The sequence below is a fragment of the Micromonospora lutea genome (assembly GCF_016863535.1).
Classification (GTDB): Bacteria; Actinomycetota; Actinomycetes; order Mycobacteriales; family Micromonosporaceae; genus Micromonospora; species Micromonospora lutea.
The window spans coordinates 309,288-334,330 of the sequence record NZ_BOPB01000013.1; the positions used below are offsets into that span (position 1 = coordinate 309,288).

General features: G+C 70.6%; 30 protein-coding genes, 1 tRNA gene and 1 pseudogene. 19 read left to right on the top strand and 13 right to left on the bottom strand.

All coding sequences use genetic code 11. The features are described 5' to 3' along the window. Positions 1–152 precede the first annotated feature (152 nt). The 5 genes from Vlu01_RS15015 (at position 153) to Vlu01_RS15035 (ending at position 5,000) form a co-directional block, all read left to right on the top strand. Positions 153–1,241: an FtsK/SpoIIIE domain-containing protein gene (locus Vlu01_RS15015; RefSeq protein WP_239095909.1), complete on the top strand. Its 1,089-nt coding sequence runs from the start codon at positions 153–155 to the stop codon at positions 1,239–1,241. Continuing rightward, on the top strand, positions 1,238–2,140 hold the full coding sequence (locus Vlu01_RS15020; RefSeq protein WP_203999278.1) for a hypothetical protein: 903 nt from the start codon (positions 1,238–1,240) through the stop codon (positions 2,138–2,140). The genes Vlu01_RS15015 and Vlu01_RS15020 overlap by 4 nt, the downstream gene beginning before the upstream one ends. A 139-nt stretch (positions 2,141–2,279) precedes the next feature. Continuing rightward, complete coding sequence (locus tag Vlu01_RS15025) at positions 2,280–3,575, top strand: replication initiator (RefSeq protein WP_203999281.1); 1,296 nt, start codon at positions 2,280–2,282, stop codon at positions 3,573–3,575. Continuing rightward, a complete protein-coding gene (locus tag Vlu01_RS15030; protein WP_203999283.1) occupies positions 3,572–3,760 on the top strand; it encodes a helix-turn-helix transcriptional regulator in 189 nt (62 codons plus the stop codon). The genes Vlu01_RS15025 and Vlu01_RS15030 overlap by 4 nt, the downstream gene beginning before the upstream one ends. Position 3,761: 1 nt before the next feature. Next, positions 3,762–5,000, top strand: a complete 1,239-nt coding sequence (locus Vlu01_RS15035; RefSeq protein ID WP_203999286.1) for a tyrosine-type recombinase/integrase — start codon at positions 3,762–3,764, stop codon at positions 4,998–5,000. Positions 5,001–5,062: 62 nt separating this feature from the next. On the opposite strand, the gene Vlu01_RS15040 is transcribed toward Vlu01_RS15035, so the two are convergent. Further along, a tRNA-Lys gene (locus Vlu01_RS15040) sits at positions 5,063–5,137 on the bottom strand. A gap of 145 nt (positions 5,138–5,282) precedes the next feature. On the opposite strand from Vlu01_RS15040, the gene Vlu01_RS15045 reads away from it, so the two are divergent. Together Vlu01_RS15045 and Vlu01_RS15050 are read left to right on the top strand one after the other, a co-directional pair. After that, positions 5,283–5,768, top strand: a complete 486-nt coding sequence (locus tag Vlu01_RS15045; RefSeq protein WP_203999287.1) for an anthrone oxygenase family protein — start codon at positions 5,283–5,285, stop codon at positions 5,766–5,768. 66 nt (positions 5,769–5,834) lie between these two features. Further along, positions 5,835–6,884 (top strand): NAD-dependent epimerase/dehydratase family protein, encoded by a 1,050-nt coding sequence (locus Vlu01_RS15050; protein ID WP_203999288.1) that lies wholly within the window; start codon positions 5,835–5,837, stop codon positions 6,882–6,884. Between the two features lie 64 nt (positions 6,885–6,948). Here Vlu01_RS15050 and Vlu01_RS15055 read toward each other — a convergent pair whose 3' ends face one another. The 5 genes from Vlu01_RS15055 to Vlu01_RS15075 all read right to left on the bottom strand — a co-directional run bounded on the left by Vlu01_RS15055 (position 6,949) and on the right by Vlu01_RS15075 (position 10,921). Continuing rightward, complete coding sequence (locus tag Vlu01_RS15055; protein ID WP_203999289.1) at positions 6,949–8,163, bottom strand: hypothetical protein; 1,215 nt, start codon at positions 8,161–8,163, stop codon at positions 6,949–6,951. Positions 8,164–8,221: 58 nt separating this feature from the next. Then, positions 8,222–8,914 (bottom strand): ABC transporter permease, encoded by a 693-nt coding sequence (locus tag Vlu01_RS15060; protein WP_203999291.1) that lies wholly within the window; start codon positions 8,912–8,914, stop codon positions 8,222–8,224. After that, the gene (locus Vlu01_RS15065) at positions 8,911–9,729 is read right to left on the bottom strand and encodes an ATP-binding cassette domain-containing protein (RefSeq protein WP_203999293.1); all 819 of its coding nucleotides are present in this window, start codon (positions 9,727–9,729) and stop codon (positions 8,911–8,913) included. The genes Vlu01_RS15060 and Vlu01_RS15065 overlap by 4 nt, the downstream gene beginning before the upstream one ends. Then, a complete protein-coding gene (locus Vlu01_RS15070; protein WP_203999295.1) occupies positions 9,726–10,064 on the bottom strand; it encodes a PadR family transcriptional regulator in 339 nt (112 codons plus the stop codon). The genes Vlu01_RS15065 and Vlu01_RS15070 overlap by 4 nt, the downstream gene beginning before the upstream one ends. Before the next feature lie 137 nt (positions 10,065–10,201). Next, the gene (locus tag Vlu01_RS15075) at positions 10,202–10,921 is read right to left on the bottom strand and encodes a PP2C family protein-serine/threonine phosphatase (RefSeq protein ID WP_203999298.1); all 720 of its coding nucleotides are present in this window, start codon (positions 10,919–10,921) and stop codon (positions 10,202–10,204) included. Positions 10,922–10,983: 62 nt separating this feature from the next. On the opposite strand from Vlu01_RS15075, the gene Vlu01_RS15080 reads away from it, so the two are divergent. Next, the gene (locus tag Vlu01_RS15080) at positions 10,984–11,151 is read left to right on the top strand and encodes a hypothetical protein (RefSeq protein WP_203999474.1); all 168 of its coding nucleotides are present in this window, start codon (positions 10,984–10,986) and stop codon (positions 11,149–11,151) included. A 47-nt stretch (positions 11,152–11,198) separates the two neighbouring features. On the opposite strand, the gene Vlu01_RS15085 is transcribed toward Vlu01_RS15080, so the two are convergent. The 4 genes from Vlu01_RS15085 to Vlu01_RS15100 form a co-directional block, all read right to left on the bottom strand. Next, positions 11,199–11,573: a hypothetical protein gene (locus Vlu01_RS15085; protein ID WP_373307392.1), complete on the bottom strand. Its 375-nt coding sequence runs from the start codon at positions 11,571–11,573 to the stop codon at positions 11,199–11,201. Between the two features lie 121 nt (positions 11,574–11,694). Continuing rightward, complete coding sequence (locus tag Vlu01_RS15090) at positions 11,695–11,928, bottom strand: hypothetical protein (protein WP_203999301.1); 234 nt, start codon at positions 11,926–11,928, stop codon at positions 11,695–11,697. Positions 11,929–12,011: 83 nt separating this feature from the next. Continuing rightward, positions 12,012–12,485: a large conductance mechanosensitive channel protein MscL gene (gene mscL / locus Vlu01_RS15095; RefSeq protein WP_203999304.1), complete on the bottom strand. Its 474-nt coding sequence runs from the start codon at positions 12,483–12,485 to the stop codon at positions 12,012–12,014. A gap of 38 nt (positions 12,486–12,523) precedes the next feature. Then, positions 12,524–13,207 (bottom strand): FadR/GntR family transcriptional regulator, encoded by a 684-nt coding sequence (locus tag Vlu01_RS15100; protein ID WP_203999307.1) that lies wholly within the window; start codon positions 13,205–13,207, stop codon positions 12,524–12,526. 50 nt (positions 13,208–13,257) lie between these two features. Here Vlu01_RS15100 and Vlu01_RS15105 point away from each other — a divergent pair, with 50 nt between their 5' ends. Next, on the top strand, positions 13,258–14,583 hold the full coding sequence (locus tag Vlu01_RS15105) for a CynX/NimT family MFS transporter (RefSeq protein ID WP_203999310.1): 1,326 nt from the start codon (positions 13,258–13,260) through the stop codon (positions 14,581–14,583). Between the two features lie 10 nt (positions 14,584–14,593). Here Vlu01_RS15105 and Vlu01_RS15110 read toward each other — a convergent pair whose 3' ends face one another. Continuing rightward, entirely contained in the window at positions 14,594–14,950 is a 357-nt protein-coding gene (locus Vlu01_RS15110) for an STAS domain-containing protein (RefSeq protein ID WP_203999313.1), read from the bottom strand. A gap of 164 nt (positions 14,951–15,114) precedes the next feature. Here Vlu01_RS15110 and Vlu01_RS15115 point away from each other — a divergent pair, with 164 nt between their 5' ends. Genes Vlu01_RS15115 through Vlu01_RS15140 form a run of 6 tightly spaced genes read left to right on the top strand, consistent with a single transcriptional unit; the run spans position 15,115 to position 20,697 of the window. Continuing rightward, entirely contained in the window at positions 15,115–15,975 is an 861-nt protein-coding gene (locus tag Vlu01_RS15115; protein WP_203999316.1) for an STAS domain-containing protein, read from the top strand. After that, on the top strand, positions 15,975–16,391 hold the full coding sequence (locus tag Vlu01_RS15120) for an STAS domain-containing protein (protein WP_203999319.1): 417 nt from the start codon (positions 15,975–15,977) through the stop codon (positions 16,389–16,391). The genes Vlu01_RS15115 and Vlu01_RS15120 overlap by 1 nt, the downstream gene beginning before the upstream one ends. Then, on the top strand, positions 16,388–16,807 hold the full coding sequence (locus tag Vlu01_RS15125) for an ATP-binding protein (protein WP_203999321.1): 420 nt from the start codon (positions 16,388–16,390) through the stop codon (positions 16,805–16,807). Before Vlu01_RS15120 ends, Vlu01_RS15125 begins: the two co-directional genes overlap by 4 nt. After that, a complete protein-coding gene (locus Vlu01_RS15130) occupies positions 16,795–17,817 on the top strand; it encodes an ATP-binding SpoIIE family protein phosphatase (RefSeq protein ID WP_239095898.1) in 1,023 nt (340 codons plus the stop codon). The genes Vlu01_RS15125 and Vlu01_RS15130 overlap by 13 nt, the downstream gene beginning before the upstream one ends. After that, complete coding sequence (locus Vlu01_RS15135; RefSeq protein ID WP_203999323.1) at positions 17,814–19,160, top strand: sensor histidine kinase; 1,347 nt, start codon at positions 17,814–17,816, stop codon at positions 19,158–19,160. Before Vlu01_RS15130 ends, Vlu01_RS15135 begins: the two co-directional genes overlap by 4 nt. A 1-nt stretch (position 19,161) precedes the next feature. Further along, on the top strand, positions 19,162–20,697 hold the full coding sequence (locus tag Vlu01_RS15140; protein WP_203999326.1) for a SpoIIE family protein phosphatase: 1,536 nt from the start codon (positions 19,162–19,164) through the stop codon (positions 20,695–20,697). A 52-nt stretch (positions 20,698–20,749) separates the two neighbouring features. On the opposite strand, the gene Vlu01_RS15145 is transcribed toward Vlu01_RS15140, so the two are convergent. Then, positions 20,750–21,535, bottom strand: coding sequence for a helix-turn-helix domain-containing protein (locus Vlu01_RS15145; RefSeq protein WP_203999328.1), 786 nt, complete (start codon positions 21,533–21,535; stop codon positions 20,750–20,752). 31 nt (positions 21,536–21,566) lie between these two features. Here Vlu01_RS15145 and Vlu01_RS15150 point away from each other — a divergent pair, with 31 nt between their 5' ends. From Vlu01_RS15150 to Vlu01_RS15165, 4 genes are read left to right on the top strand one after another with little or no spacing between them, the layout of a single operon-like run. Continuing rightward, complete coding sequence (locus Vlu01_RS15150) at positions 21,567–22,139, top strand: TIGR03086 family metal-binding protein (protein ID WP_203999330.1); 573 nt, start codon at positions 21,567–21,569, stop codon at positions 22,137–22,139. Between the two features lie 59 nt (positions 22,140–22,198). Beyond that, positions 22,199–22,735 (top strand): PadR family transcriptional regulator, encoded by a 537-nt coding sequence (locus tag Vlu01_RS15155; RefSeq protein ID WP_203999333.1) that lies wholly within the window; start codon positions 22,199–22,201, stop codon positions 22,733–22,735. Continuing rightward, a complete protein-coding gene (locus tag Vlu01_RS15160; RefSeq protein WP_203999336.1) occupies positions 22,732–23,433 on the top strand; it encodes an ABC transporter ATP-binding protein in 702 nt (233 codons plus the stop codon). The genes Vlu01_RS15155 and Vlu01_RS15160 overlap by 4 nt, the downstream gene beginning before the upstream one ends. After that, complete coding sequence (locus Vlu01_RS15165) at positions 23,430–24,854, top strand: FtsX-like permease family protein (protein WP_203999340.1); 1,425 nt, start codon at positions 23,430–23,432, stop codon at positions 24,852–24,854. The genes Vlu01_RS15160 and Vlu01_RS15165 overlap by 4 nt, the downstream gene beginning before the upstream one ends. A gap of 35 nt (positions 24,855–24,889) precedes the next feature. Here Vlu01_RS15165 and Vlu01_RS27585 read toward each other — a convergent pair. After that, positions 24,890–24,994: pseudogene (locus Vlu01_RS27585) on the bottom strand (DNA-binding response regulator); the annotation flags it as partial. Between the last annotated feature and the right edge of the window lie 49 nt (positions 24,995–25,043).

Genomic DNA, 25,043 nt, shown 5'->3' on the forward strand with positions numbered 1-25,043 from the left:
CCACCGGTGGTGTGGTCGCGGGTGCCGTGGCGGCCGGTGTGGGCTGGTACCGGGGTCACCCGGACTCGTGGTCGAGGTGGGCGGCTCCGCAGTTGCGGGCGGTGCGTCGCCGGTGGCTGTCGCGGGCCTACCTCGGGCCGTGGTGGAGCCGGGTGACGGAGGCGTGCAACCTGGTGACCGTTCACCGGTCCACCGGTGTCATCAACGTGCCCCGGATCATCCGGGTCCGGTCGCACTCTCCGTCGACCGAGACGGTGTACGTGCGGCTGTTGCTCGGGCAGACGCCGAAGATGTGGGAGGAAGCCGCTGACGCCCTGACCGTCGCGTTGCGCGCGGAGCGGATCGGTGTCGAGCGGGTCCGCCCGCAGGTGATCGCGCTGGTCGTGCAACGGTCGGAGCCGTTCACGGAGCCGATCATCCCGCCGGACCTGCTGGCCGACTCCGACGCGGTGGACCTGTCGCGAGTGTACCTGGGCGAGACCGAGCACGGCACCGACTGGTCCGCGCCGCTGATCGGGCAACACTGGCTCGTCGGCGGGGCCACCGGTTCGGGGAAGAACTCGGTGACGTGGATGGCGTTGCGGGCGTGCGCGCCGCTGATCCGTGACGGCCTGGTGCGGCTGCACGTGGTCAATCCCAAGGGCACCGAACTCAACGCCCTTGCGCCGGTGTCGCACCGCTACGCCGAACAGGATGCCGACATCGTGGAGGTCATCCAAGGTTTCTGGGCCACGATGCGTGACCGCAAGCAGGTCTTGGCGGAGCAGGGACGGCGCACGTTCGCTATGTCGCTGGAGACTCCGCTTGACGTCCTGGTCCTCGATGAGCTGGGCGCGGTGACCGGGTACGGCGACCGGTCGCTGACCAAGGGCGCTCAGGCGGCGTTGCCGCTGATCCTGTCGCAGGCTCGGGCGCTGGGCGGCAGCGTGATCGGTGCGCTTCAGGAACCCACCAAGGACGTGCTTCCGCAGCGTGACCTGTTTTCCCTGCGGGTGTGCCTGCGGACCACCTCGGCCGGGCACGTCGACATGGTCCTTGGTGAGGACATGCGGCGTCGCGGTGCGCTGGCCGACGAGATTCCGAACGTTCCGGAGTCGGCCGGGATCGGCTTCGTGGTCAAGCAGCGTTCCCGTACCCCGGTGCGGGTTCGGGCCGCGTACTGCAACGACTCCGACATTGCCGAACTCGTCCGCGTAGCGGGCTGGCCGGTGTCCGAGCTGGCCACGGCGGGCAAGCGGTGAGCGACGTGCGGCGCGACGGCAAACCGGCTCGGCCACCTCGGCCGGTCCGCAAGCTGAGCAAGCGCCTGGAGGTGGCGCGGCAGCTTCACGACCTGGAGCAGGATGCCGCACTCGACATCGTGGACATCGAACGGCTGCGGGTGTCCGTCACTCGCTCGCTGTGGGTCTTCCTGGCGGTCGGGTCGGTGTTCACCACCACCGGCGTTCAGGACTTCCTCGCCGGGCACCTCACCCCGGCTGACCCGGTCTGGTGGGGCTGCTGGGGCGTCGAACCGTGCTTGGTCGGCATCCTCATCACCATCCTGCGGTGGGAAGCCGCGATGATCGCCCGGGGCATCGACATCGATTCTCGCGCGGTCGACTGGCTCAAACGGTTCCTGCTCGGCTCCACCCTCGTCATGAACGTGGTACCGGCGCTGTTCCCTCGTGAGGGTGGGATCAGCGCGGGCATGCTCGCCGCGCACATCATGGTTCCGGTCCTGGTGTTCTTCCTCGCCGAGGTCATGCCCATCGTGCAGGCACGCTGCACCCAGGCACGCCGGGCCGTCACCCTGACCGCGCCTGAGGCCAGCGTGGCGACCCCGGAAGCGTCGGCACCCGTCCCGGCTCCGGCTGTCTCGGTGTCCGCACCACCGGTCGCCCCGGTCGAAACGCCGGCGGCCCGGTTCTCGGTGACTCCGGTCCCGGTGGCGTCGGTGCAGACCCCGATTGCGGCGGTGGAGCTGGATGGGCTGGGCATCCCCGTGGCGATGCAAGCCCAGATCCGGCAACTCGTCGCGGACTCCGGCACTGCGGTGACCGCTGCCGACATCCAACGCGCCACGCGCCTGCCGCTGTCGATCGCGGCACGGGTGGTCGACCGGCTCACCCCGGTCGCCGTCAACGGCTACGCGCACTGACCTTCTCGCCCTGGCTCGCCGTGCTCCTCAACCCGGGGCACGGCGGGCCTGTCTCCGGAGGGATTCCATGTCCTTACCTCCTCGCCCACCACAACCCGCCCCCGCCGGTCATGACGCTGAGGCCACGCTGTCCCGGTGGATGCGGTCCTCGGCCTACAAGGAATGGCGTGCCGGTGTCGAGAGCGTCAAGGGCTGTCTCCAGCCGGTCCGTCTGGTCGGCAAGTGGGAAGCTCGGCACGCCGGTACCGGTGACCTGATCGCTTCTCGGCAGGGTCGGGTGTGGGCCTCCTGCGGCACCCGCCGCGCGGCGGTCTGCCCGACCTGCGCCGACCGGTATGCCGCTGACGCCTGGCACCTGATCCACGCGGGCATGTCCGGTGGCAAGGGCGTCCCGACCAGCGTTGCCCGGTCAACCCGCCTGTTCGTGACCCTCACCGCTCCGTCCTTCGGCGCGGTGCACAACCGGCCCGGTAAGCGGCCCTGCTCCTGTGGACGCTGGCACCCGGACGGCTACCCGCCTCTTGGTAGCCCGATCGACCCCGAGCGGTATGACTACGTCGGTGCGGTGTTGTGGCAGGCGCACTCCGGCAAGCTGTGGCACCGGTTCACCATCGCCCTACGTCGGGCTGCCGCCGCCGCTGGTGGCCTCACCGTCCGCGAGTCCGGCGCACACCTGCGCATCTCCTACGCAAAGGTTGCCGAATACCAGCGGCGGGGCTTGGTGCACTTCCACGCCGTGATCCGCGTCGACGGACCGAGCGGGCCGGACTCCCCACCACCGGCCTGGTTGACCCCCGACGTCCTGGCCGACGCGGTCCGCTCCGCGGCTTCCTCGGTCCGGGTCGACACCACCCGGCCGGACGGCACACCTTTGCCTCTCGGTTGGGGTGCCCAGGTCGACGTCAAGGACATCACCGCGACCGACATCGACGTTGCCGACAACGCGGATGACGACGAGGACCAGGCGGTGGCCGACAACCGGCTCGCCGGCTACGTCGCCAAGTACGCCACCAAGGGCACCGAAGCCACCGAGACCGGCGACCGCCGCATCCGGTCACAGATGCACATCGACCGGTTGACGGTCTCCGATCACCACCGGGCCATGATCCAAGCCGCGTGGGACCTCGGTGGCCTTGATCTGTACGCCGATCTCAAGCTTCGGCACTGGGCGCACATGCTCGGCTTCCGGGGCCACTTCCTGACCAAGTCGCGGATCTACTCCACGACTTTCAAGCGCCTGCGGGCGGAGCGTCAGGCTCACCAGCTCCGCACGGCGCTCACTGACGCCGGTCTGCCCGATGACACCGACGTCCTGGTCGTCAACGACTGGCAGATCCTCGGCGTCGGCTACGACACCCCCGAGCAACTCGAACTCGCCGCCGCGATCGGAGACCGCATCCGCGCCGCGCGGCAGACAAGGAAGGAGCCCGAGTGAACACCACCCCCACCACAGAACGGCTGTGGAGCGTGCGCGACGTGTCGGCGTTCCTCGGCATCCCGGTCGGCACCCTCTACCAGTGGCGGCACCGCCGGATCGGCCCCCGCGCGTCCCGCGTCGGTCGGCACCTGCGATACCACCCTGCCGACGTGCGGGCCTGGCTCGACCAGAAGGCGGCCTGACATGCCCATCGATGACCTCTGGTACCTCACCAAACGCGGACCGGACAAGAAACGGCTCCCCTCCAAGCGACACGGCCGGGGCAAACGCTGGCGGGTCCGCTACACCGACGCCGCTGGTGAGACCCGCGAAAGGCTGTTTGAGCGCAAGGTCGACGCTGATGCCTTTGACCTGGAATGCCGTTCGGGCGTCGCGGCGGAGGTGAAGGCCAAGCGGGAGACAGACCGGCTGATGTTCGCTGAGTACGCGCAGCGTTGGCGGGAGTCGCGTGAGTCGGGGTGGGCCACGGAGACGCGGCGGCGCATCCCGCAGAACCTGCGGAAGCACCTTCTGCCCGTCTTCGGTGAGAAGCCGATCCGCTCGATCAACCTGACGGATGTGCTGGCTTGGTTGAGCCGGCTGCTCGATGACGGCACGCCGAAGTCGTCGGTAAGCCTGTACTTCGGACTGTTCAAGACCATCATGAATGCCGCCGTCATCGACAAGGTGATTCCCGACAACCCCTGCAACGGCGTGAAGCTCGCGCAGATCCTGCGTGGTCTTTCTCGGGCACCGAAGTGGGTTCCGACGAACGACCAGGTTCTCAGGCTCGCCGAGGTGGTGCCGCGCCGATTCCGGGCCGCCATCTGGCTTGGGGCCGGGGAAGGGCTGCGCCTCGGTGAGGTGCTGGGCATGGAAGCCGGGCCTCGCTGCGCGGACTTCGACAGTGGTGACCTGCATGTCGTCCAGCAGTTGCGGCACTCGCCGGAGCACTTCGGCGGCTTCTACCTCTCGACGCCCAAGAGCGGTTCCGTCGGCACGGTGGACCTTGACGCGGTGGTCGCTGAGGAACTGGCCGCACACCTGGGCGAGGTCGGTCCCGTCGAGTTCGAGCTTCCCGACATCACCACAGGGGAGCGGCTGACTCGTTCGGTGCCCGTCCTGTTCACCTCGGCGCGGGGAAAGCTGCTGACTGACACCTACTGGGCGGAGTTGTGGGCGGACTGGCGCGAGGCCGCCGGCTGGCCAAAGGGTGGCACCTTCCACTCCTTGCGCCACTTCTTCGCTACCACCCTGATGAGCAACGGCGTCGAGCCCCAGGAGGTGCAGAAGGCGCTGCGGCACGCCAACCTGCGGATCACGTTGGAGACCTACGTTCACTGGTTGCCGAAGAAAGACCGGCCGCGTGGCCTGGTCGGTGGCCTCCTGCGGCAGGCAGGCAGCGAGCGGCGGGAAGCTTCCACCGACCAAGATCGGATCTGAGTTGTGCCCTCGTTGTGCCCGATGATCTTCGCTCGGCGTTATTGCAGCTCATCGGCGGTGTGTGGTGGGCCGCCAGGGACTCGAACCCTGAACCTATGGATTAAAAGTCCACAGCTCTGCCATTGAGCTAGCGGCCCGCGCGCTCAGGTTACCGGACACCGACGGGAGCGAGCTCGCGGCTTCCGGCCTCGCCGTCGATGCCTGGTGGCGGCTCCCGTCAGGGTGCGGGTGGACTCCGGCTGGCAGGATCGGCTGGCCTGTCCCGCGTCCTGGAGGTGCCGCTTGTCGGAGCCGATTCGTCTCGCCGTGCTGTCTGGGGCCACGTTGGCGACCGGGCTGGTGGCGGGTCTGTTCTTCGCGTACGCCTGTTCGGTGATGCCGGGGCTGGCCGCGACCGACGGTCGGACCCTGGTCGGCACCATGCAGTCGATCAATCGGAAGATCATCAACGGCTGGTTCCTGTCGGCCTTTCTCGGTGGGCCGCTGCTGGTGGTGGCGGCGGTCGTGGGGCATCTCGGCACCGGCGGCGCGGTGCGCGGCTGGCTCGTCGCGGCGCTGGTCAGCCATGTGATCACGCTCGGGGTCACAGGTCGCTTCAGCGTGCCGCTCAACAACCGGTTGGAGGCTGCCGGGCCGGTCGACGGGATCGGGGACCTGGCCGGGGTACGCAAATGGTTCGAGACGCCGTGGGTGCGCTGGAATCTGGTCCGGACGGTCAGCTCGGTCGCCGCCTTCGTCTGCCTGATCGGCGCGCTGCTCGCCCGCTGAGGGGCCGGAGCTGACGAAGGGCCGGCGGTCGCGCTTGGAAAGCGGCTGACCGGGTACGGGCCGGACATGCGGATCGTGGTCGTGGGAGCCAGCGGGAACGTGGGTTCGGCGCTGCTGCGCCGGTTGCGGCGCGAGCGCGACGTGGAGATCGTCGGGGTGGCGCGGCGGCTGCCGCCTCCGGGAGCGGGTGAGCCGTACGACGGGGTGCGGTGGCGCTCCTGTGACATCGGCCTCACAGGCGTGGCGGACGAACTCACCACTGTCTTCGCTGGTGCCGATGTGGTGGTGCACCTGGCCTGGCAGATCCAGCCCACCCATGATCAGCACGTGCTGCGCCGTACCAATGTCGGCGGCAGTCGGGCAGTGGTCGACGCGGTGCTGCGGGCGCGGGTGCCGGCTCTGGTGTACGCCTCGTCGGTCGGCGCCTATGCGCCGGGCCCGAAGGACGCGCCGATCAGTGAGGCCTGGCCGGCGACCGGGGTGCCCGGGTCGTCGTACAGCCGGGACAAGGCGACGGTGGAGGAGATGCTCGACGCGATCGAGCGGAGTCATCCGGCGTTACGGCTGGTCCGGATGCGTCCCGGGTTGATCTTTCAGCGGGAGGCCGGCACCGAGATCAACCGCTATTTTCTCGGCCCGCTGGCACCGGTGCGGCTGCTGCGGTTCGGCCGGCTGCCGTTGGTGCCGACCAACCGGCGGCTGCGGATGCAGGCGGTGCACGCCGACGACGTGGCTGACGCGTACGCCCGGGCGATCGTGGGTGATGCGCGCGGCGCCTTCAATGTCGCTGCGGACCCGGTGCTGACTCCCGAGCTGGTGGCCCGGCACTTCCACGGCTGGACGGTGCCGGTGGCGGCCCCGGTGCTGCGGGCCGCCGCGGCGCTCACCTGGCGGGCGCGGCTGCAACCGGTCGACGCTGGCTGGGTCGAGCTGGCGCTCAATGCGCCGTTGATGTCCAGCGAGCGGGCCGAAACCGAGCTCGGCTGGAGTCCGAGCGTCGACTCGGTCAGCGCGTTGCGCGAGCTGTTCAGCGGGATGGCCGCGCGGGCCCAGACCGCCAGCCCACCCCTCTCCGCCACGCCCACCCTCCCGGCCGGTGAGGGCAACCCTTACTAGAGCGACCGGCAATAGGGCTGGCGGGGCTGCGGCACGCACCGGCACCGGGAGGGCGAGGGGTGGGTCAGCGGATGGTGGAGGTGGTGAAGGTTGGTTTGCCGGAGCCCAGGTAGAAGATGCCGGGGTGGGTCTGGAAGCCGCGGCTGGGGTTGCGGCGCAGGGTCGAGTTCTCGATGCGCAGGGTGCCGGTGCGGTCGTTGCTGACGAAGAAGATCGCTCCACCGCCTTCCCGGGCGTCGTTGCCTTCGATGGTCGTGCCGGCGATGCGTACGGAGAACGTGTTGCCGTCGCAGTAGATCGCCCCGCCGCTGCCGCCGCCAGGCGTGCCGGAGCGGGCCGGGTTGGCGCCGGTGCCGATCGCCTCGTTGTCGCGCAGCACGCTGTTGAGCACCACCCAGGACACACCGATGCTGCTCAGTGCGCCGCCGTTGGCGCAGGAGCCGCCGGTGAACGTGCTGTTGACCACGTACACCGGTTGGTCGTCGTGCTGGTCGAGGACCCGGATCGCGGCACCGCCCAGGTCCGGACCGGTGCGGTCGCAGCGATTGTCCACGAAGCGTGAGTTGACCACCTTGAACCGGCCGCCCCGGACGAAGATGGCCCCACCGCCACCGCCGTCGGTGCGCTGGCCGGTGGCGTCGCCGTCGGCGAAGGTGAGGTTCTGCACGGTCAGTCGCGGGTGATCCTGGTTGTCGCAGTGCGAGGTGGTCCAGCCCTGCAACGCGTCGCAGGTGTTCATGTAGAGGATGCGTCGCTTGCCCTGACCACTGAGCGTGACCTTGCCGCCGCCGTCGAGCACCACCTGTGGACCGTTGGCGTTGCGTACCTTGGCGGTCGCGGTCATTCGGATGGTCACCGGGTCGGGGCCGCAGTCGAAGGTGATGATGCCGCCGGCCGCGACCGCCCGGATGACGGCGGCGGAGGTGCAGCTGTCGGGGGTGCCGTTGCCGACGGTACGGGTCGGTTTCGAGGTGTCGACCGCTCGCCCCGCCGCCGGTACGCTCACCCGCCCGGTGGGGTTGCCGGTGTCGCGTGCAGCCGGTGGCGAGCCCGACGGGGTGGGGCTGGCACTGCGGCTGCCGAACCCGGTCTGAGCCGCCGGGGTGGCCTGCGCGCCCGACTCCTGCCCCGGCGCGGTCGGCGACGGAGCGGCGTCCGAACCGCTCACCGGTGCCTGCGCGCCACGCGGGTCAGTGCTCGGCGCGGACGGGCCACACGCGGTCAGGGTGGCGATGGCGACGCCGAACGCGACCGCAGCGGTGGAAGATCTGAGGCGCACCCCGTGATGCTAGGGCCCGTGTCAATGTCCCCCTGAATTCCGCCGTGGGCCGGCAGGATCAGGCGATCGGCACGTGGTGCAGGTGCCGCCGCTGGCGTAGCCGGACGGCGAAGACGCCCGCCACCGTCACGATCAGCAGGACGGTGACCACCAGCCCGTGCAGGAGGCCGCGGGTGAGGTAACCGTCGTCGGTGTGGTCCACCGCCCAGGTGCCGATCTCCCGGCTGGACCAGAACGGGGTCAGTTTCGTCGCCGCGTCGGCCGGGTCGAGCAGCATCTGCATCGCCACCACGGTGAGCAGCAGCAGCGTGCCCTCCAACTCGCGGGGCAGCAGGGCACCGATCAGCATGCCGAACGGCGCGGCCACGGCCACGCAGCAGAGCATCGCCACGGCGATCCCGCCGTACCGCAGGTTGTTCGCGTCGATGACGGTGAGCAGGAAGAACGGCACCGAGATCACCAGTCCGAGCCCCCACAGGCCGAGCATCCGCCCGATGTAGAGGTGGTGCGGCCGGTAACCGGCGAGCCGGAGCCGGGGCTCCAGTTCGCGGGCCGCGCTGGTGGCGAAGAGCGCCGCGGTGCTGACCGCCCAGCTGATGCCGAGCAGCAGCGCACGCACGGACTGCCCGACGTAGGAGTCACGCCGGATCAGCCAGAAGGTCAACGGCATCAACAGCAGGAGCAGGAGTACGCCTCGACGACGTGTCAGCTCCCGCAGCGTCATCTCGGCCACGGTGACCAGCCGGTTCACGAACGGCCTCCCTGGTGGGCGGGGGGCAGGTCGAGCACCACGTCGACCCGGTCGAGCTGGTTGAGCAGGTGGGTCACCACGACGATGGCCCGCCCCTCGTCGCGCAGCCGGGTCAGCTGGTCCCAGAGGTTGACGTAGCTGCCCTGGTCGAAGCCCTGGTACGGCTCATCGAGCAACAGCACGTCCGGCTGCGTCAGCGTGGACATGGTCAGGTTCAGTTTCTGCCGCGTACCTCCGGAGAGGTGGCGGGCGAGCGCGGCGTTGCCGGCGTCCCAGCCGAGCTGTCGGGCCGCCGCCCGGCCGGCCCGCCGGGCGGGCACCCGTGGCACGCCCTGACCGGCGCCCACCAGCACGAAATGCTCGTCGGGCAGCAGGAAATCGGCGGTTCCGCCCTGCTGCGGGCAGTAGCTCAGCCGACCCGCGACGGTCACCTCCCCAGCGTCCGGCGAGACCAGACCGGCACAGATCCGCAGGAAGGTGCTCTTGCCGCAGCCGTTCGCGCCGACCACGGCGGCGATCTGCCCGGCCCGTACGGTCAGCGACGCGTCGCGGAGCACCACTTGGCGGCCGTACCGTTTGGTGATGCCCCGGGCGTGCAGCCGGACGGGGCCCGGGCGTGGGCCGGGAGCGGTGCCGATGCTCTCCACGATCGCGGCGGCGTACGCCTGCGGCGCGCCGAAGACCAGCCACGGATCACCGCCGCCCTCGCGGAGGTGGGTGGCCGCCTCGGCGACCACGTGCCGGGCGACGTCGCCGCCCACCCGGCGCTGGTGCAGCTCGGCTGCGAACGCCCGCAGCCAGTCGTCGGCGTTCACCCGTCGACCCCCTTCGTGACGATGCTGGTCACCGGGGCCACGAACGCCAACCAGGCGTTGCCACCGTGCCGCAGCGCCGCTCGCCCGTCGTCGGTGAGTTGGTAGTACTTGCGGGCCGGACCGGAATCGCCCTCCCGCCACCGTGCGGTGACCAGCCCGGTGCGTTGCAGCCGCAGCAGCACCGGGTAGAGCGTGCCGCCCTGGATCGGCCCGACGCCCGCGGCGTCGAGCGACTGGGCGAGCTGGTAGCCGTAGGACTCCCCGTCGCGCAGCAGGGCGAGTACGCAGAGGTCGAGCACCCCGCGCAGCCACTGCCCCCGACGGTCGGAATCCACCCGCCGAACCCTAGTGCCGCTATCTAGATGGCACAACTACCTAGTGGATACCGGAGGCCTGGCCGGCCCGGCCCGGAAGCGGTGAGCCGGCGGACGTCGCTGGACGGCGGGTGCCCCGCGACCGGTGCCGGCGTGCCTCAGCCGGTGACGACGTCGGAGATCACCACGGTGACATTGTCGGGTGCGCCGGCCTGGTGGGCGAGCTTCACCAGTTGCTCGCCGCACTGGTGACGGTCGGCGTGCAGGCTCAACGTGGCGGCGATCGCGTCGTCGGTCACATAGTCGGAGAGCCCGTCGCTGCAGAGCAGCAGCCGGTCACCGGCGACGAGGGTCGCCGCGCCCATCGTCGGCGGCGCGTCGGCGCCCTGCACCGCCCGGGTCACCAGTGACCGTTGCGGATGGTGGCGGGCCTGATCGGGAGAGAGAGCGCCCTGGTCGACCAGCGCCTGCACGAATGTGTCATCCCGGGTCAGCTGGCGCAGTTGACCTTCACGGAGCAGGTAGCAGCGGGAGTCGCCCACCTGCGCCAGCACCAGCGTGTCCCCGGCGAGCAGGGCGGCGGTCAGCGTCGTACCCATGCCGTCCCGGGCCGGGTCGGCGGTGATCGCGGCGTGGATGCGCTGGTTGGCGGTGCTCACCACGGCGCGTAGCGCCTCGGCGGCGGCGTCCGGTGTGGTCGGCGGGATCAGCTCGTCGAGGAGCCGGATGACGATCTCGCTGGCTACCTCACCAGCGGGCAGTCCACCCATGCCGTCAGCCACCGCGACGAGGCGCTCGCCGGCAAGAGCGGAGTCCTCGTTGTTGGTCCGGACCAGACCGATGTCGTTGAGGATGGCCGAGCGGAGGATCAGCGTCATGGGTCAAGCTTGCCAAGAAGACCCTTCCCGCGTCTCTACGCACTACTGCGTAGGGTTGAGGAATGTTGCCGGTGTCCATGGTCGGGCGTGCCGGTGAGCTGGCTGAGCTGGACCGGGCCTGGTCCAGCGTGATTGTGGGTGGCCGCCGCTCGCCGGCTGTCGCGGTCGCTGACGGCCCGCCCGCCCACCCGCCCACCAGAGCGTTGATCATGAGGTTGTTGCCCCGGTGAGCGCTCACCCGCCGCAATAACCTCATGATCGACGCGGGGGTGGGGGGTCAGTCTTCTGGGGGGAGGGTGGCGGCGGGGGTGTTGAGGGTTACGGCGGTGGGGGTGACGGTGGAGATCTGGTCGGCGAGGACGTAGACGGCTCCGGTGGGCACGAGGTCGGTGGAGACCTTCAGGTAGCCGGTGCGCAGCAGGCGGGCGGCCAGATCCGCGGGCACGTCCGGCTCCTCCACCTTGGCAGATTCGATCAGTTCGTCCAGGCTGCTGCCGGGGTCGGTGGTCGGTGCCTGCACGGTCACCGCGTTCGGGTCGCCGCGTTGGACGAGGTCCACGGTGCCCACGTCCAGGCCGGCCGAGTCGACCACCCGCATGCCGGTGGTGACCTGCGAGAGGGTTGTCCGTTGATCGATGCCCTGCTGCTCCATCCCCGCGCGGTTCCCACCCTCCCCACCCCCTAAACCCCACCCACCCTCGCCTCCGCTCCCGGCTCGGTGCTCAAGAAGCTTTGGTCGGGGACTCGCGCGAATCCACACCAAAACTTCTTGATCAACCTGCGTGGGGGCGGGGGGTCAGCTCGCGCCAGGTGTCGGTGCCGTGGAGCAGCGCGCGGATGGTCTCCTCGGCCTCGTCGACCGTGTCGTACTCGTAGAACCGGGAGATGCCCTCGGCGCCACCGGCGCGCTGCTCGACGAACCATCGGTCGGCATCCGACCGGAGGAAGACGTCCCGCCGGGCCAGTCGCCCCCATTTCCCGTTCCACCAGTGCTTTCGCTGCTCCATGGCCGGGACTCTATCGAACATTTGTTCGACACAAGCCGGCCCCTGCGGGATTCCCGCAGGGGCACGATGTGCGGGTGCCGGATTCAGCGCACGGCGGGCGGTTCGTCCCGCCGACCGAGGACGTCGTCCAGGGCCCCGCGCTGCTGGGCCGGGGTGGTCCGGCCGGCGGCGACGAGCGCGTCCCGGATCTCGGTGAGCAACTGGACCTCCTCGCTCGGCGCGGCCGGCGGCGGCTCCTCACCCCGCTTGCGCCGCTCCGCGAGCCGGTTCATCGGGTAGACCACCAGGAAGTACAGCGCGGCGGCGGTGAGCAGGAAGGTGATCAGCGCATTGACGAAGGCGATCCAGTCGAACGGAATGCCCTGGATCTTCGGCGCGGTCCCAGCGATGCCCTTGTCACTGCCGGTGATCAGCACCACGAAGACCCGGATCATCGGGTCCAGGAACGACTTGGTGAGCTGGGTGACCACGCCGGTGAAGGCGGCGCCGATGACGACACCGACCGCGAGGTCGACGACGTTGCCGCGCATGATGAAGTCTTTGAAGCCCTTGAGCATCCGTACTCCCGAGGTGTCCCGTTTCCGTCGGGGACAACCTATGCCCCGGGCGGGGGCTCCAGAAAAGCGCCGGCCTCCCGGGCGGCCAGCTCCGGATCGCCGGCCCTGATCGCGGCCACCAACCGGGTGTGGTCGACGTGCCGGTCCGGGGTCAGCGCGTCCCCCATGGCCTGGGTCAGTGTGCTGCGCATCGCGGCGCCGACCGAGGCGTACAGCTCGGCGAGCATGGCGTTGTGCGCCGCCGCGACCACCGCGGTGTGCAGCGCCGCGTCGGCCGCCACGAACTCGGCGACCCGGCCGCCGCGCCAGGCCGCCTCGCGGGCGGCGAGCGCGCCGTCGAGGGCGGCCAGATCCTCGGGGGTACGCCGTCGTGCGGCGAGCCGCGCGGCCTCCACCTCGAAGGCGCGGCGTACCTCGATCACCTCGGTCATCCGGTCGTCGGTGAGTCGGCGGGCCACCACCGGGGCGAGTTCGTCGGTGGTGAGCACGTAGGTGCCGGAGCCCTGGCGGCACTCCAGCACCCCGGCGTGGGCCAGGGCCCGGACCGCCTCGCGCACCGTGTTGCGCCCCACGCCGAGCGCCTCGACCAGCTGTGGCTCGGTCGGGATCCGGCCGCCCACCGGCCACTCGCCATCCATGATCCGTTGTCGGAGCTGGGTGATCGTCTCTCGGACCCGCCGGCCGCGCGGCGGGACCTGGACGGAATCGACTGCGGGTGGCACTGGTTACAACCTCTCGCCGGAAATCATCCCATGATTGTAGGTTCGAGGTCATGCCCCCGTCACCCCCTGGCGTCCCCGCCGTCCCGACGAACGCGGCCACCGGGCAGGCCGTACCGGCGGAAGCGACGGCGGGTCAGGCCGCCCCGACCGCCGAAGCTGGCGCGGGGGAGCGGTCTCCGGGCGCGGCTCCGATCGCCTCCCGCGTCAATCCCGGATGGCTGGTACTGGTCGGAATGCTGCTGGTGGCGCTCAACCTACGGGCGGCAGTCACCAGCCTCGGCGCGCTGCTCGACGAGGTACGCGTCGGACTCGCCCTCTCCGGGACGATGGCCGGCTTCGTCACCACCCTGCCCACCATCGCCTTCGCCGGGCTCGGCGCGGCCACCCCGTGGCTGGTCCGTCGGTTCTCTCCGGCCCGGCTGCTGGTGCTGGCGATGCTGGCCCTCACCGTCGGGCAGGTGCTGCGGGCGGTCACCGGGTCCGCCGTGGTCTTCCTGCTCACCAGCGCGCTCGCGCTGGCCGGGATCGCGGTGGCGAACATCCTCCTGCCGATGCTGGTCAAGCAGCACTTCCCGCACCGGACCGGGCTGGTCACCGGCGCGTACACGATGGCGCTGACCGTGGGCACGACGGTGGCCGCCGCCGCTGCGGTGCCGGTGGCGCACGCCTTCGGCAGTTGGCGGGCCGGGCTCGGCGTGTGGGCCGGGTTGGCGGCGGTGGCCGTCCTCCCGTGGCTGCCGGCGGCACTGCGCCGTCACACCGCCGTACGGCGGCCCGGAACGGTCTTCCGGCCGCTCGTGCGGCCGGGGCGCACCCAGCTCGGCTGGGCGATGGCGGTCTACTTCGGCGCGCAGTCGCTGAGCGGGTACGCGATCATGGGCTGGTTGGCCCAGATGTTCCGGGACGCGGGCTTCCGCCCCCAGGACGCGGGGCTGCTGCTCGCCGGGGTGACCGCGCTCGGGGTGCCGATCGCGCTGCTGATGCCGACGCTGGCCGGCCGGCTGGGCAACCTGCGACCGTTGGTCTTCGCGCTGACCGCCGCCTCCAGCCTCGCGTACCTGGGTCTGGCGTTCGCGCCGCGCAACGGGGCTTTGCTGTGGGTGGTGCTGCTGGCGTTCGGACAGGGCGCGTTCCCGCTCATTCTGGCCACCATCGGGCTGCGGGCCCGCACCGCCGACGGCACGGTCGCGCTGTCGGCCTTCGCACAGAGCACGGGTTACGTCATCGCGGCGCTGGGTCCGCTCCTGGTCGGGATCCTCCACGACGCGACCGGGGGATGGTTGGCGCCGATCGGCTTCCTGCTGGCGGCCCTGGCCGTGCAGACCTGCGCGGGCGTGCTGATCGCTCGCCCCCGCTACATCGAGGACGAGCGTTGAGTCGCCGAGGTCAGGAAGAGGCCGGCGTGGGATCGCCGGCGACCGCCTGCTCGACGGTGGGGTAGGTGTGCAGCACCTCGACCAGGCCACTCACCTCCAGGATCCGCAGCACACCGCGCTGCGGTGCGGCGAGTCGGACCACTCCGCCGGCCTCGTCGCTGCTGTTCTTCGCGCGGACGAACACCGACAGACCGGTAGAGTCGCAGAACGAGACATCCGACAGGTCGAACACGAGGCGGCTGCGCCCCTTGTCGAGCAGGTCGGTGATCTGGTCCTGCAACTGCGGTGCGGTGGCCATGTCCAGCTCGCCAGCGACCGACACGACGACCACGTCACCGCGCTGTTGCGTGTGCACCGTCAAGGACATTCGCCAGACCTCCTGTTTATCGGTGGAACGGTATCCCACCCGGACCGTGATACGCAGAACGGGAGCAGGATCGGGTGTCCACCGTCATTCCGTTGCTCTGTGACAAGTAGTTCATCGGACCCCGGTGATAGAGTCCGGCCGGTCCAGGTCTAGGGGGTATTGCCATGGCGCTCAGCGCTGACGAGAGCGGCAGGTTGGGTGAACTGCTGACCAGCCGAGCCGAGCAGGTCACCCAGCGGTGGACGGAGATCATCGCCGGGCAACTGCGCGGCCGGCTCAGCCAGGCCGAACTGGTCCGGCAGGTGCAGGAGCTGCACCGCGCCCTGGTCGACGCCCTCGGCAAGGGCGAGGTCGACCTGAACGCCGAGGAAGCCACCGAGTTGCGGGCCGTGCTCGCCGACCTCTCCCGAGGGCAGGCCCGACAGGGTTTCTCCGCCACCGAGACCGCCACCGGCGTGTTCGCCCTCAAGGAGGCGCTCCTCCAGACGCTGGAGACCGATCAGAGCGCGGCGACGCTGCGCGACTACGTCGCCTTCTCGGCGCTGATCGACCAGATGGGGCTGTTCACCTTCGAAAGTTTCGTTCGTACCCGGGAGAGCCTGATCGCCGACCAGGCCGAACAACTGCTGGAGCTCTCCACCCCGGTGGTCAAGCTCTGGGAGGGCGTGGTGGCGGTGCCGCTGGTCGGCACGCTCGACTCGGCCCGCGCCCAGGTGGTGATGGAACGGCTGCTGCAGACCCTGGTCGACACCGGCTCGCCGTACGCGATCATCGACATCACCGGCGTGCCGGCGGTGGACACGCAGGTGGCCCAGCACATCCTGAAGACCGTGGTGGCCGCCCGGCTGATGGGTGCCGACTGCATCATCTCCGGTATCCGGCCGCAGATCGCGCAGACCATCGTCGCGCTCGGCATCGAGTTCGGTGACATCGCCACCAAGGCGAGTCTCGCCGACGCGTTGCGGCACGTGCTGCGACTCACCGGGGTCGAGACCTCCCGCCGCCAGCCACGTCGGGAGTCCTGATGGAGCGGGTGCCGATCCTCAAGATCGGCGACATCCTGCTGGTCTCCATCCAGGTCGACATGTCCGACGAGACGGCGGTCGCACTCCAGGAGGATCTGGCCGAGCGGATCGTCGCGACCGGCTGTCACGGTGTGATCATCGACATCACCGCGCTGGACATCGTCGACTCCTTCGTCGGTCGGATGCTCTCCACCATCGCCTCGATCTCCCGCGTGCTCGACGCGGAGACGGTGGTCGTGGGGATGCGCCCAGCCGTCGCCATCACCCTGGTCGAGCTGGGGCTCTCGCTCAACGGCATCCGTACCGCCCTCAACGTCGAGCGGGGGATGGAACTCATCGCGATCGACCGAGCTGACGACGATCACCACGAGGAGTGGGACGACGGGCCGGTCGCAGGGGCGACGGCGTCACCGTGACGAACGGGGTCGACCTGGGACGCCCTCAGGCACAGACGGTCGGCAGCGACGAGGATGTCGTACGCGTCCGCCAGTTGGTGCGTACCGTGGCGGTGGCGGTCCGGCTCTCCCTGGTCGACCAGACCAAGGTGGTCACCGCTGCCAGCGAACTCGCCCGCAACACGCTCGTCTACGGCGGCGGCGGGACGGTCGAGGTGACCGCGATCGACAACGGTCGGCGACCGGGCATCAAGATCGTCTTTGTCGATTCTGGCCCCGGCATCGCCGACCTGGATCTCGCACTGACCGACGGCTACACCACCGGTGGTGGGCTCGGTCTCGGCCTCAGTGGTGCCCGCCGACTGGTCGACGAGTTCGACATCCAGACCGCGTCCGGTCAGGGCACCCGGATCACGATCACCAAGTGGTCCCGGTGACCGCCGAGCCGGTGACCGACCGGGGCACCTGGTTTCGGGTGGAGAACGGCAGCACCGGCGGTGCCGTGCGACGGGCCGCCGAGCGGCTGGGTGACCAGCTGGGTCTGCCCGCCGGGCGGATCGCCGACCTGGCCATCGTCGCCGCCGAACTGACCAGCAACCTCATCAAGCACGCCGACGACGGATTGCTGCTGCTCCGGCCGGTACGCCGTGAGACGGACGCCGGGGTGGAGATGATCGCGCTCGACAGCGGTCCGGGGATGGTCGACCTCGCCGAATCCGCCCGCGACGGTCACTCCACCGCCGGCACCCTCGGCATCGGTCTGGGCGCGATCGTCCGGCAGGCGAGCTGGTTCGACGCGTACTCACGGCCGGGCCGAGGGACGGTCATCGCCGTGCGGGTCTTCGCCGACCCGGACACCGGGGCGTCCTGGGCCGGCGGACTGACCCGGCCGTTGGCCGGTGAGACGGTCAGCGGTGACGGTTACGCGATCCGGGTCGTGGGCGACCGCCGTCAGGTGCTGGTGACCGATGGTCTGGGGCACGGGCCGCTGGCCGCCGCGGCCACTGACGCCGCGCTCGCCGCCTTCCGGGACGCCCCGGCGGCGTCGCCGGCGGAGGTGGTCGGTCACCTGCACCGGGCCATGTCACACACCCGAGGCGCTGCTCTCGCCGTGGCCGAGCCGGACCCGGCGACCGGCATGCTGCGCTACGCCGGTCTGGGCAACATCACCGGCGTGGTGGCCACCGGTGACGGTCGACGGCGTGGTCTGGTCTCCCTGCCCGGCATCGCCGGGCACCAACGACCGGCGATCCGGCAGTACGACTACCCCTTCGAGGGCGACAGCCTGCTGGTCATGCACACCGACGGCGTGGTCGACCGGTGGCAGTTCACCGACTACCCGGGTCTGGCCGGGCGGGCGCCGCTGGTGGTGGCCGCCACCCTGTTGCGCGATGCCGGCATCCGACGCGACGACGCCGGGGTGCTGGTGGCAAGGTCCTGGTCATGACCGCGACACCGCTGATCCGGATGGCACTGCGGGTGGAGCAGGACATCTTCGTGGTCCGCCAGCGCGGCCGGGAGGTCGCCGCGGCGGTCGGACTGGAGCATCAGGACCAGGTCCGGATCGCCACCGCGCTGAGCGAGGTCGCCCGTGACCTGCTCCGGACGGTCGGCGGGGCTGACGTGGTGTTCGCCGTCGCCGACGCGCCGGACGGACGTCGTCACCTGCATGTCGATCTCGCTCCGGTGGCACCCCTGCCAGACGGGCGGTACGAGCCGGAGTCCCGCGCGGTGGCACGTCTGGTGGACACATTGAGCGTGCTGACGGTTGAGCGGGATACGGTCGTCAGGATGTCGCGACGCATTCCGGCCACCGCCCAGACGCTCACCACCGAGCGCCTGGCGGAGCTGCGTGCCCAGCTCGGAGAGAGCACCCCGGGCACCGCCGAGGATGAACTCGCCACCCAGAATCTCCAGCTGATCAACGCGTTGGACGAGGTACGCAACCAGCGTGACGAGTTGGCCCGACTCAACGAGGAGCTGGAGCAGACCAACCGGGGCGTGATGGCGCTCTACCAACAGCTCACCGACGAGTTGGAGGCGACCAACCAGGGTGTGGTGGCTCTCTATGCGGAGCTGGACGAGAAGTCGGCGCAGCTCCGCACGGCGAGCGAGTCCAAGAGCCGATTTCTGGCCAACGTCAGCCATGAGCTGCGGGCGCCGGTGACCGCGATCATCGGGCTGGCCCGCCTGCTCGGCGACTCCGCGTCCGACCCGCTCACCACCGAGCAGGGACGCCAGGTCGAGCTCATCCGCACCTCGGCGTCGGATCTGCTTGCGTTGGTCAACGAGCTGCTCGATCTGGCCAAGGCGGAGTCGGGCCGACTCGAGCCGGAGTGGGCCGAGGTGGACCTGCGAGCCGTCTTCGGCCAGCTGCGCGGCACGCTGCGGGCGGTGCCCGCTGCCGAGGATGTCGAACTGGTGGTGGAGGAGCCGGCACCGCCGGCCACGTTGCGTACCGACGAGGTGCTGCTCGCCCAGGTGTTGCGCAATCTGCTGCACAACGGCCTGAAGTTCACCACCGAGGGTGAGGTCCGACTGCGGGCCGAGCGGCACGGTGACGATTGGCTGCTCACCGTCACCGACACCGGCCCGGGTATTCCACCGGAGTTGCATGATCGGGTGTTCGAGGAGTTCTACCAGGCGCCCGGTCCGGCCCGGGTCGGCGGCACCGGCCTCGGGCTGCCGTACGCCCGGCGGCTGGTGAATCTGCTCGGCGGCACGCTCGAACTGACCAGCTCGCCGGGCCGGGGCAGCACCTTCACGGTCCGGCTTCCGGACGGGACGTGACGTGGACGGCGCGGCGACAGTGCTGGTGGTCGACGACAGTCAGACCAAGCGCTACCTCCTGGTGAACTGGCTGACCCGTGCCGGTTTCACCGTGCTGGAGGCGGAAACGGGTGGTGAGGCGCTGAGCCGGGTCGGGGTGGACCCGATCGACCTGGTCGTGCTCGACGTCCGGCTGCCCGACCTCAGCGGTTTCGAGGTGTGTGAGCGGATCAAGTCGGCGCACCCGGCGCTGCCGGTGATCCACGTGTCCGCGCACGCTGTCGACACGATCGACCGGACGCAGGGCCTGACCCGAGGGGCGGACGCGTACCTGGCCGAGCCGATCGAGCCGGAGGAACTGGTCGCCACCGCCCAGTCGGTGTTGCGGTACTACCAGGCCCGTCGGCGAGCCGAACTGCTCGCCGAGCGGCTCACCGGGCTGGCGGACACCACCGTCGCGGTGCACGCCGCGCCGAGTTTCACCAGGCTGCTCCAGGTGGCGGCGGCAGGTGCCGCGGAGATCTTCAAGAGTCCCGCCACAGTGATCGCCGAGACCTTCGACGGCGACTGCCTCGCCGGGGTCTGCGCCGGTCCCGGTGCCCAGGCCCGCATCGTGCCGTGGATCGTCGACGACACCGGCGTGCCGACCGGTGCCACCGTTGTGGTGCAGGAGCCGACCGACTGGTCGCTGGTCGACTGGCCGGCCGGCGACACTGTCACCGTCGCCGCCGCCCGGCTGCGCGAGGACCGCGCACCGCTCTACGTCGTGGTACCCACCGCGACGCAGACCGCCCGTACCCCGGTGCTGGTCCAGCTCGCCCAGGCGGTGGCCTCCGCCGTGGAGGCGCAACGCTCCTTCGACGAGGAACACCGGATCGCGGTGACGCTGCAACGCAGCCTGCTGCCGCGCCAGATTCCTCGGATCAACGGTCTCGACCTGGCGGTGCGCTATGAGCCGGCCAGCGCCCAGACCGAGGTGGGTGGCGACTTCTACGAACTGGTGATGCTCGACGGTCACCTGCTGCTGGCCATCGGGGACGTGGCCGGTCACTCCCTGCACGCCGCCACCATCATGGCCGAGCTGCGGCACGCGCTGCGGGCGTACGCGGTGGAGGGGCACCAGCCGGGCGAGATCCTGCACCGGGTCAACGAGCTGATGCGTACGCTGCTGCCCACCGAACTGGCGACGATCTGCGTCCTGTTGCTGGAGCCGACCACCGGACACGTCCGGCTGGCCAGCGCCGGTCACCTGCCCCCGTTGATCATCCAGGACGGCAAGGCGGAGTACGTGCACCATGTCGCGCCGCTGCTCGGGGTGCGTGCGCCCCGCCCCGCCGATCTGGAGTTCAGGCTGCCGACCGGGGCGACGATGGTCTTCTACACCGACGGTCTGATCGAACGGCGGGACGCCACCATCGACGAAGGGCTGGCCGCACTCGCGGCGTGTGCCGCCCAGGTGGATGACGACCTCGACCGGTTCTGCGAAAGGCTGCTGGTGGAACTGGCTCCGGAGGAGATCCAGGACGACGTCGCCGTGGTCGCCCTCCGCCGCCGCTGACGTGTAAGGAAGGGCACCTTATTAACGCCTGCGGTAGAGGAAGGGCCCCTTCCTAACGTCGGCTGTGGGCGTACGCGGCAGGGGAGACGCCCGTCGTGGCGGTGAAGTCGCGGACCAGGTGGGCCTGATCGCTGTAGCCGAGTTCGGCGGCGAGCCCGGCCCAGTCCGGGGGTTCGCCCGCCGCCCGCTCGATCGCCTCGTGCAGCCGGTAGCGGCGGATCACCCACTTGGGACCGACCCCGACGTGAGTGAGGAAGAGCCGCTGCAACCGGCGCACGGAGACGTCGTGCTCGCGGGCGAACTCGTCGACCCGGCGTACGTTCCGGTCGGTCCGGATCGTCTCGACCAGGCTCATCACCTCGTCGTTGACGGGGTCCGGCCGGGGTGCCCAACCGGTCAGCAGCACGTCCAACGCCCGGCAGCGTTCGGTGTCCGTACCCGCGCAGATCGCGCCCTCCGGCATGACACCGGTGAGCGGCTGTCTCCGGCCGGTCAGCTCGGCGATCGGCCGCCGCCAGAACGGATGGAAACCGCCGGGCCGGAACTGGGCCCCGGTGATCCGCCCAGCACCGGAGAGCGTGATCGAGAAGAGTTGCTGACCGACGCCGGCCACCTCCGCGCGCTCCGGGCCGTCCCCGTCGCGCTGGACCACCACGTTGACCGCCGGATGCGGAACGATCCGCTGCTCGAACGGCTCGTTGAGGTCCCAGTCGATCAACCAGTAGTGCTCCACCCACCGGCGTAGCGGAACCGCGGGCAGATGCCGACGGAACCGCACCCGCCGCTTCAACCGGGCCGGGTCGAGGATGCCCCGGCTGTCTCCGCGCGGCTGTCGCATTTCTTCAAGACCGCCCTCATACGCTGGCCCTATGGCGACACAGACTAGCGATCTGCTGGCGGCGGCGGCACCGCGTACCGTGGCGGTGGTCCGGCAGATCACCGACGACCAGCTCGACCTGCCCACCCCGTGCCAGGACTTTTGCGTCCGGGACCTGCTCAACCACCTGTACGAGGTGGTGGTCAACTTCCAGGCCCTCGCCGGGCGCTCGCCGGTGACCTGGGCCGACAAGCCCGACCACCTGACCGACGGCTGGCGGGAGCGGTTCGAGGTCGAGGCCGGCCGGCTGGTCGAGGCGTGGTCGGACCCGGCCAGCGAGGAGGGTGTCTCGCCGGGCATGGGGATGCCGCAGCCGGTGGTGGGCGCCATGGCCCTGCTCGACCTCACCGTGCACGGCTGGGATCTCGCGGTCGCCACCGGTCAGGCGTATGAGCCGGCACCCGAGGTGCTGCCCGCGCTGCACGAGTTGACCGGTCAGCTCGGGCCGACCGCCCGGCAGATGGGCGTCTTCGCCGAGGCGGTGCCGGTCAACGGGACCGTGCCGGAGCTGGACCGGCTGCTCGGCATGACCGGCCGTGATCCGGCCTGGTCGCCGCCCGCCTGAGCGGGTCAGGTTCCGTCAGTTCCTTGACCACCACTATTCACTGAGTGAATAGTGGTGGGGTGTCCACACCGCACCTGCTGCTGGGGCTGCTCTCCACCGGCACCATGCACGGGTACGAGCTGAAGCGTGCCCACGACACCCGGCTGCCGCAGGCCCGTCCGCTGGCGTTCGGGCAGGTCTACGCCACGCTGGGTCGGCTGCTGCGGGACGGCTTGGTGGCGTCGACCGGGCCGGAACGCTCGGCCGGCCCCGACCGGACGGCGTACACGCTGACCGAGCAGGGGCGGGCCACGCTGGACCGGTGGTTGAGCAGCATCGAGCCACCGATGCCGTACGTGAACAGTCCGCTGTTCGCGAAAGTCGTGGTGGCGCTGCTGGTCGCCGACGCGGACCGGGCGCGGGCGTATCTCGTCGCGCAGCGCCGTGCGCACACCGAGCGGCTGCGTGAGCTGACCGCGCTGAAGACGGCCCCGTCGGCCACCGTCGATGACGTCGTCGCGGCCGACTACGCCATCGCCCATCTCGACGCCGACCTGCGGTGGCTGCACACCACCTTGGACCGGGTCGCCGACTGGCACCGGGAGGTGCACTCGTGACGCAACTTCAGGCTCGCGGTCTGGTGAAGTCGTACGGACCGACACCCGCACTGCGTGGCATCACCCTCGACATCGACGAGGGGGAGATCGTCGCGGTGACCGGGCCGAGCGGCTGCGGCAAATCCACGCTGCTGCACTGCCTCGCCGGCATCCTGCGGCCCGACGCCGGTGAGGTGAGCTGGCAGGGGCACCGGCTGGACACCTGGTCCGAGGCGGCCCGATCCCGGCTGCGGCGTACCGATTTCGGGGTGTTGTTCCAGTTCGGTCAGCTCGTCGCCGAGCTGACCGCGGCGGAGAACGTCGCCCTTCCGCTGCTGCTCGCCGGCACGGGGCGGCGAGCGGCGCGGACGGCGGCGCTGACCTGGTTGGAGCGGCTGGGTGTGGCCGAGTGCGCCGACCTACGCCCCGGCGAGATGTCCGGCGGTCAACAGCAGCGCTGCGCGACCGCCCGGGCACTTGTCACCGAGCCACGGGTGCTCTTCGCCGACGAGCCGACCGGCGCGTTGGACACCCTCACCGGAGAGCAGGTGCTCACGCAGCTGGTTCGGCTGGCCAGGGAGCAGCACACCAGCGTCGTCCTGGTCACCCACGAGCCCCGGATCGCCGCGTACGCCGATCGTGAGGTGATCCTGCGCGACGGCGTGATCGACCACACCGGCCTGGGCCTCGACGCGCCGCTCACCGGCGGCGCCCGGTGAGCCTTGCGACCCTGACCAGGCTGGCCCTCGCGGGGAACCGCACCGACGCCGCCCGGGTGGCGTTGACCGCGCTGAGTGCCCTGCTGGCCACCCTCGCCGCGCTCGCCGCCCTGACGGTGCTGGCCATCGAGAAACCGCCGGGTGACGCGTGGCAGCAGTCCGAGCAGTACGTCAGCGACCTGCTCAGCCAGCCGGGGCTGCGCGGCGGGACGGCGTTCGCGCTGGTGCTGCTGACCATCCCGGTGCTGGCCCTGGCCGGTCAGAGCGCCCGGCTGGGTGCGCCGTCACGTGATCGACGGCTCGCCGCGCTCCGGCTGGCCGGCGCGACCTCCGGTCAGGTGAGCCGGGTCGCCATGCTGGAGACCGGGTTCGCCAGTCTGGGCGGCACACTGGTCGGCCTGGCCGCGTACCTCATCGGGAGGTCGGTGCTGCACCGCCCGGACGCCAACGGCCTGCTGGCGCTCCCCACGGACGTGCTGCCGCCGGTGTCGGCGATGGCGGCGGTGGTGTTCGGGCTTCCGGTGCTCGCCGCGGCGGCCACCGCCGTCCTGCTCCGCAGGGTGGTCACCACGCCGCTCGGTGTGGTCCGTCGGGCCGGTCGCACCGGGTCGCCTCGGCCGTGGCCGGCGCTGCTGATCGGGCTCGGCGTGCTGGCCGCGGCGATGATCGAACAGATCCAGTGGGCCCTGCAGGGTGCCGGCCTCGAATGGCTGGCCCTGATCGCGCTGCTCGGCATCTTCGGCGCGGTGATGGGTGTGATCTTCGGGGTCGGCTGGATCTCCCACCTGGCCGGGCGGACGCTGCACCGGTTCGCCCGACGTCCGGCCGCGCTGCTGGCGGCCCGCCGCCTGACCGACGACCCCTGGGCCAGCAGCCGCACCTTCGCCGCCCTGCTGGCCGCGTTGATCATCGCTGGCGGCGCGGCGGCCTTCCGCGCCTCGTTCCGGCTCCATGCAGAAATCGAACAGGAGCAGAACCGGCAGGCCGGCTACGGCGGCGAGATCTACTACAACCCCTTCTACCTCGACACCATGAATCTGGTCGACCTCGCCGTGGCCGTGGCGGTGGTCATCGCCGTCGCCGGCCTGTTCGTCACCCTGGTGGAGGGGATCGTCAGCCGCCGCCGGGCGTACGCCGCCCTGGTGGCGACCGGGGTGCCCCGGGCCACCATCGGCACCTCGATCGTCTGGCAGGTGCTGACCCCCGTGGTGCCTGCGGTGCTGATCGCGCTCGGCGTCGGGTACGCCATCGGTCGACTGCTCACCGGCGGGGTCGGTCGGGGCGGCCCTCAACCGGACGTACCGCTGGGGCAGTTGGCGTCGCAGGGAGCCGGCGCGATCATCGCGGTGCTGCTCGTGGTGGGGCTGGGGATGCTCTTCCTGCGGTCCAACACGGCGGTGGAGGAACTGCGGGCCACCTGAGGGATCAGGTGGTGTTGGCCCGCAGGTAGGTCAGGGTGGCCAGCACGCGGCGGTTGGTGTCTGGGGAGCAGCGCCGAAGCGTACTCGGACTGCACGTGCTGACTCAGCACCACCACGGCCAGCCCGGGCGGGCCGGCCTGATGCCCCGGCGACGCAGGCGCGTGGCTGAGACATCAGGCCGGTGACGCA

Bases quoted from the DNA above. Each gene is read 5' to 3' on its own strand.
- Vlu01_RS15025 (WP_203999281.1), top strand. From the start codon at position 2,280: ATGCGGTCCTCGGCCTACAAGGAATGGCGTGCCGGTGTCGAGAGCGTC.
- Vlu01_RS15035 (WP_203999286.1), top strand. From the start codon at position 3,762: ATGCCCATCGATGACCTCTGGTACCTCACCAAACGCGGACCGGACAAG.
- Vlu01_RS15050 (WP_203999288.1), top strand. From the start codon at position 5,835: ATGCGGATCGTGGTCGTGGGAGCCAGCGGGAACGTGGGTTCGGCGCTG.
- Vlu01_RS15075 (WP_203999298.1), bottom strand. From the start codon at position 10,921: ATGACGCTGATCCTCCGCTCGGCCATCCTCAACGACATCGGTCTGGTC.
- Vlu01_RS15080 (WP_203999474.1), top strand. From the start codon at position 10,984: ATGTTGCCGGTGTCCATGGTCGGGCGTGCCGGTGAGCTGGCTGAGCTG.
- Vlu01_RS15085 (WP_373307392.1), bottom strand. From the start codon at position 11,573: ATGGAGCAGCAGGGCATCGATCAACGGACAACCCTCTCGCAGGTCACC.
- Vlu01_RS15090 (WP_203999301.1), bottom strand. From the start codon at position 11,928: ATGGAGCAGCGAAAGCACTGGTGGAACGGGAAATGGGGGCGACTGGCC.
- mscL (WP_203999304.1), bottom strand. From the start codon at position 12,485: ATGCTCAAGGGCTTCAAAGACTTCATCATGCGCGGCAACGTCGTCGAC.
- Vlu01_RS15105 (WP_203999310.1), top strand. From the start codon at position 13,258: ATGCCCCCGTCACCCCCTGGCGTCCCCGCCGTCCCGACGAACGCGGCC.
- Vlu01_RS15110 (WP_203999313.1), bottom strand. From the start codon at position 14,950: ATGTCCTTGACGGTGCACACGCAACAGCGCGGTGACGTGGTCGTCGTG.
- Vlu01_RS15115 (WP_203999316.1), top strand. From the start codon at position 15,115: ATGGCGCTCAGCGCTGACGAGAGCGGCAGGTTGGGTGAACTGCTGACC.
- Vlu01_RS15120 (WP_203999319.1), top strand. From the start codon at position 15,975: ATGGAGCGGGTGCCGATCCTCAAGATCGGCGACATCCTGCTGGTCTCC.
- Vlu01_RS15135 (WP_203999323.1), top strand. From the start codon at position 17,814: ATGACCGCGACACCGCTGATCCGGATGGCACTGCGGGTGGAGCAGGAC.
- Vlu01_RS15145 (WP_203999328.1), bottom strand. From the start codon at position 21,535: ATGCGACAGCCGCGCGGAGACAGCCGGGGCATCCTCGACCCGGCCCGG.
- Vlu01_RS15150 (WP_203999330.1), top strand. From the start codon at position 21,567: ATGGCGACACAGACTAGCGATCTGCTGGCGGCGGCGGCACCGCGTACC.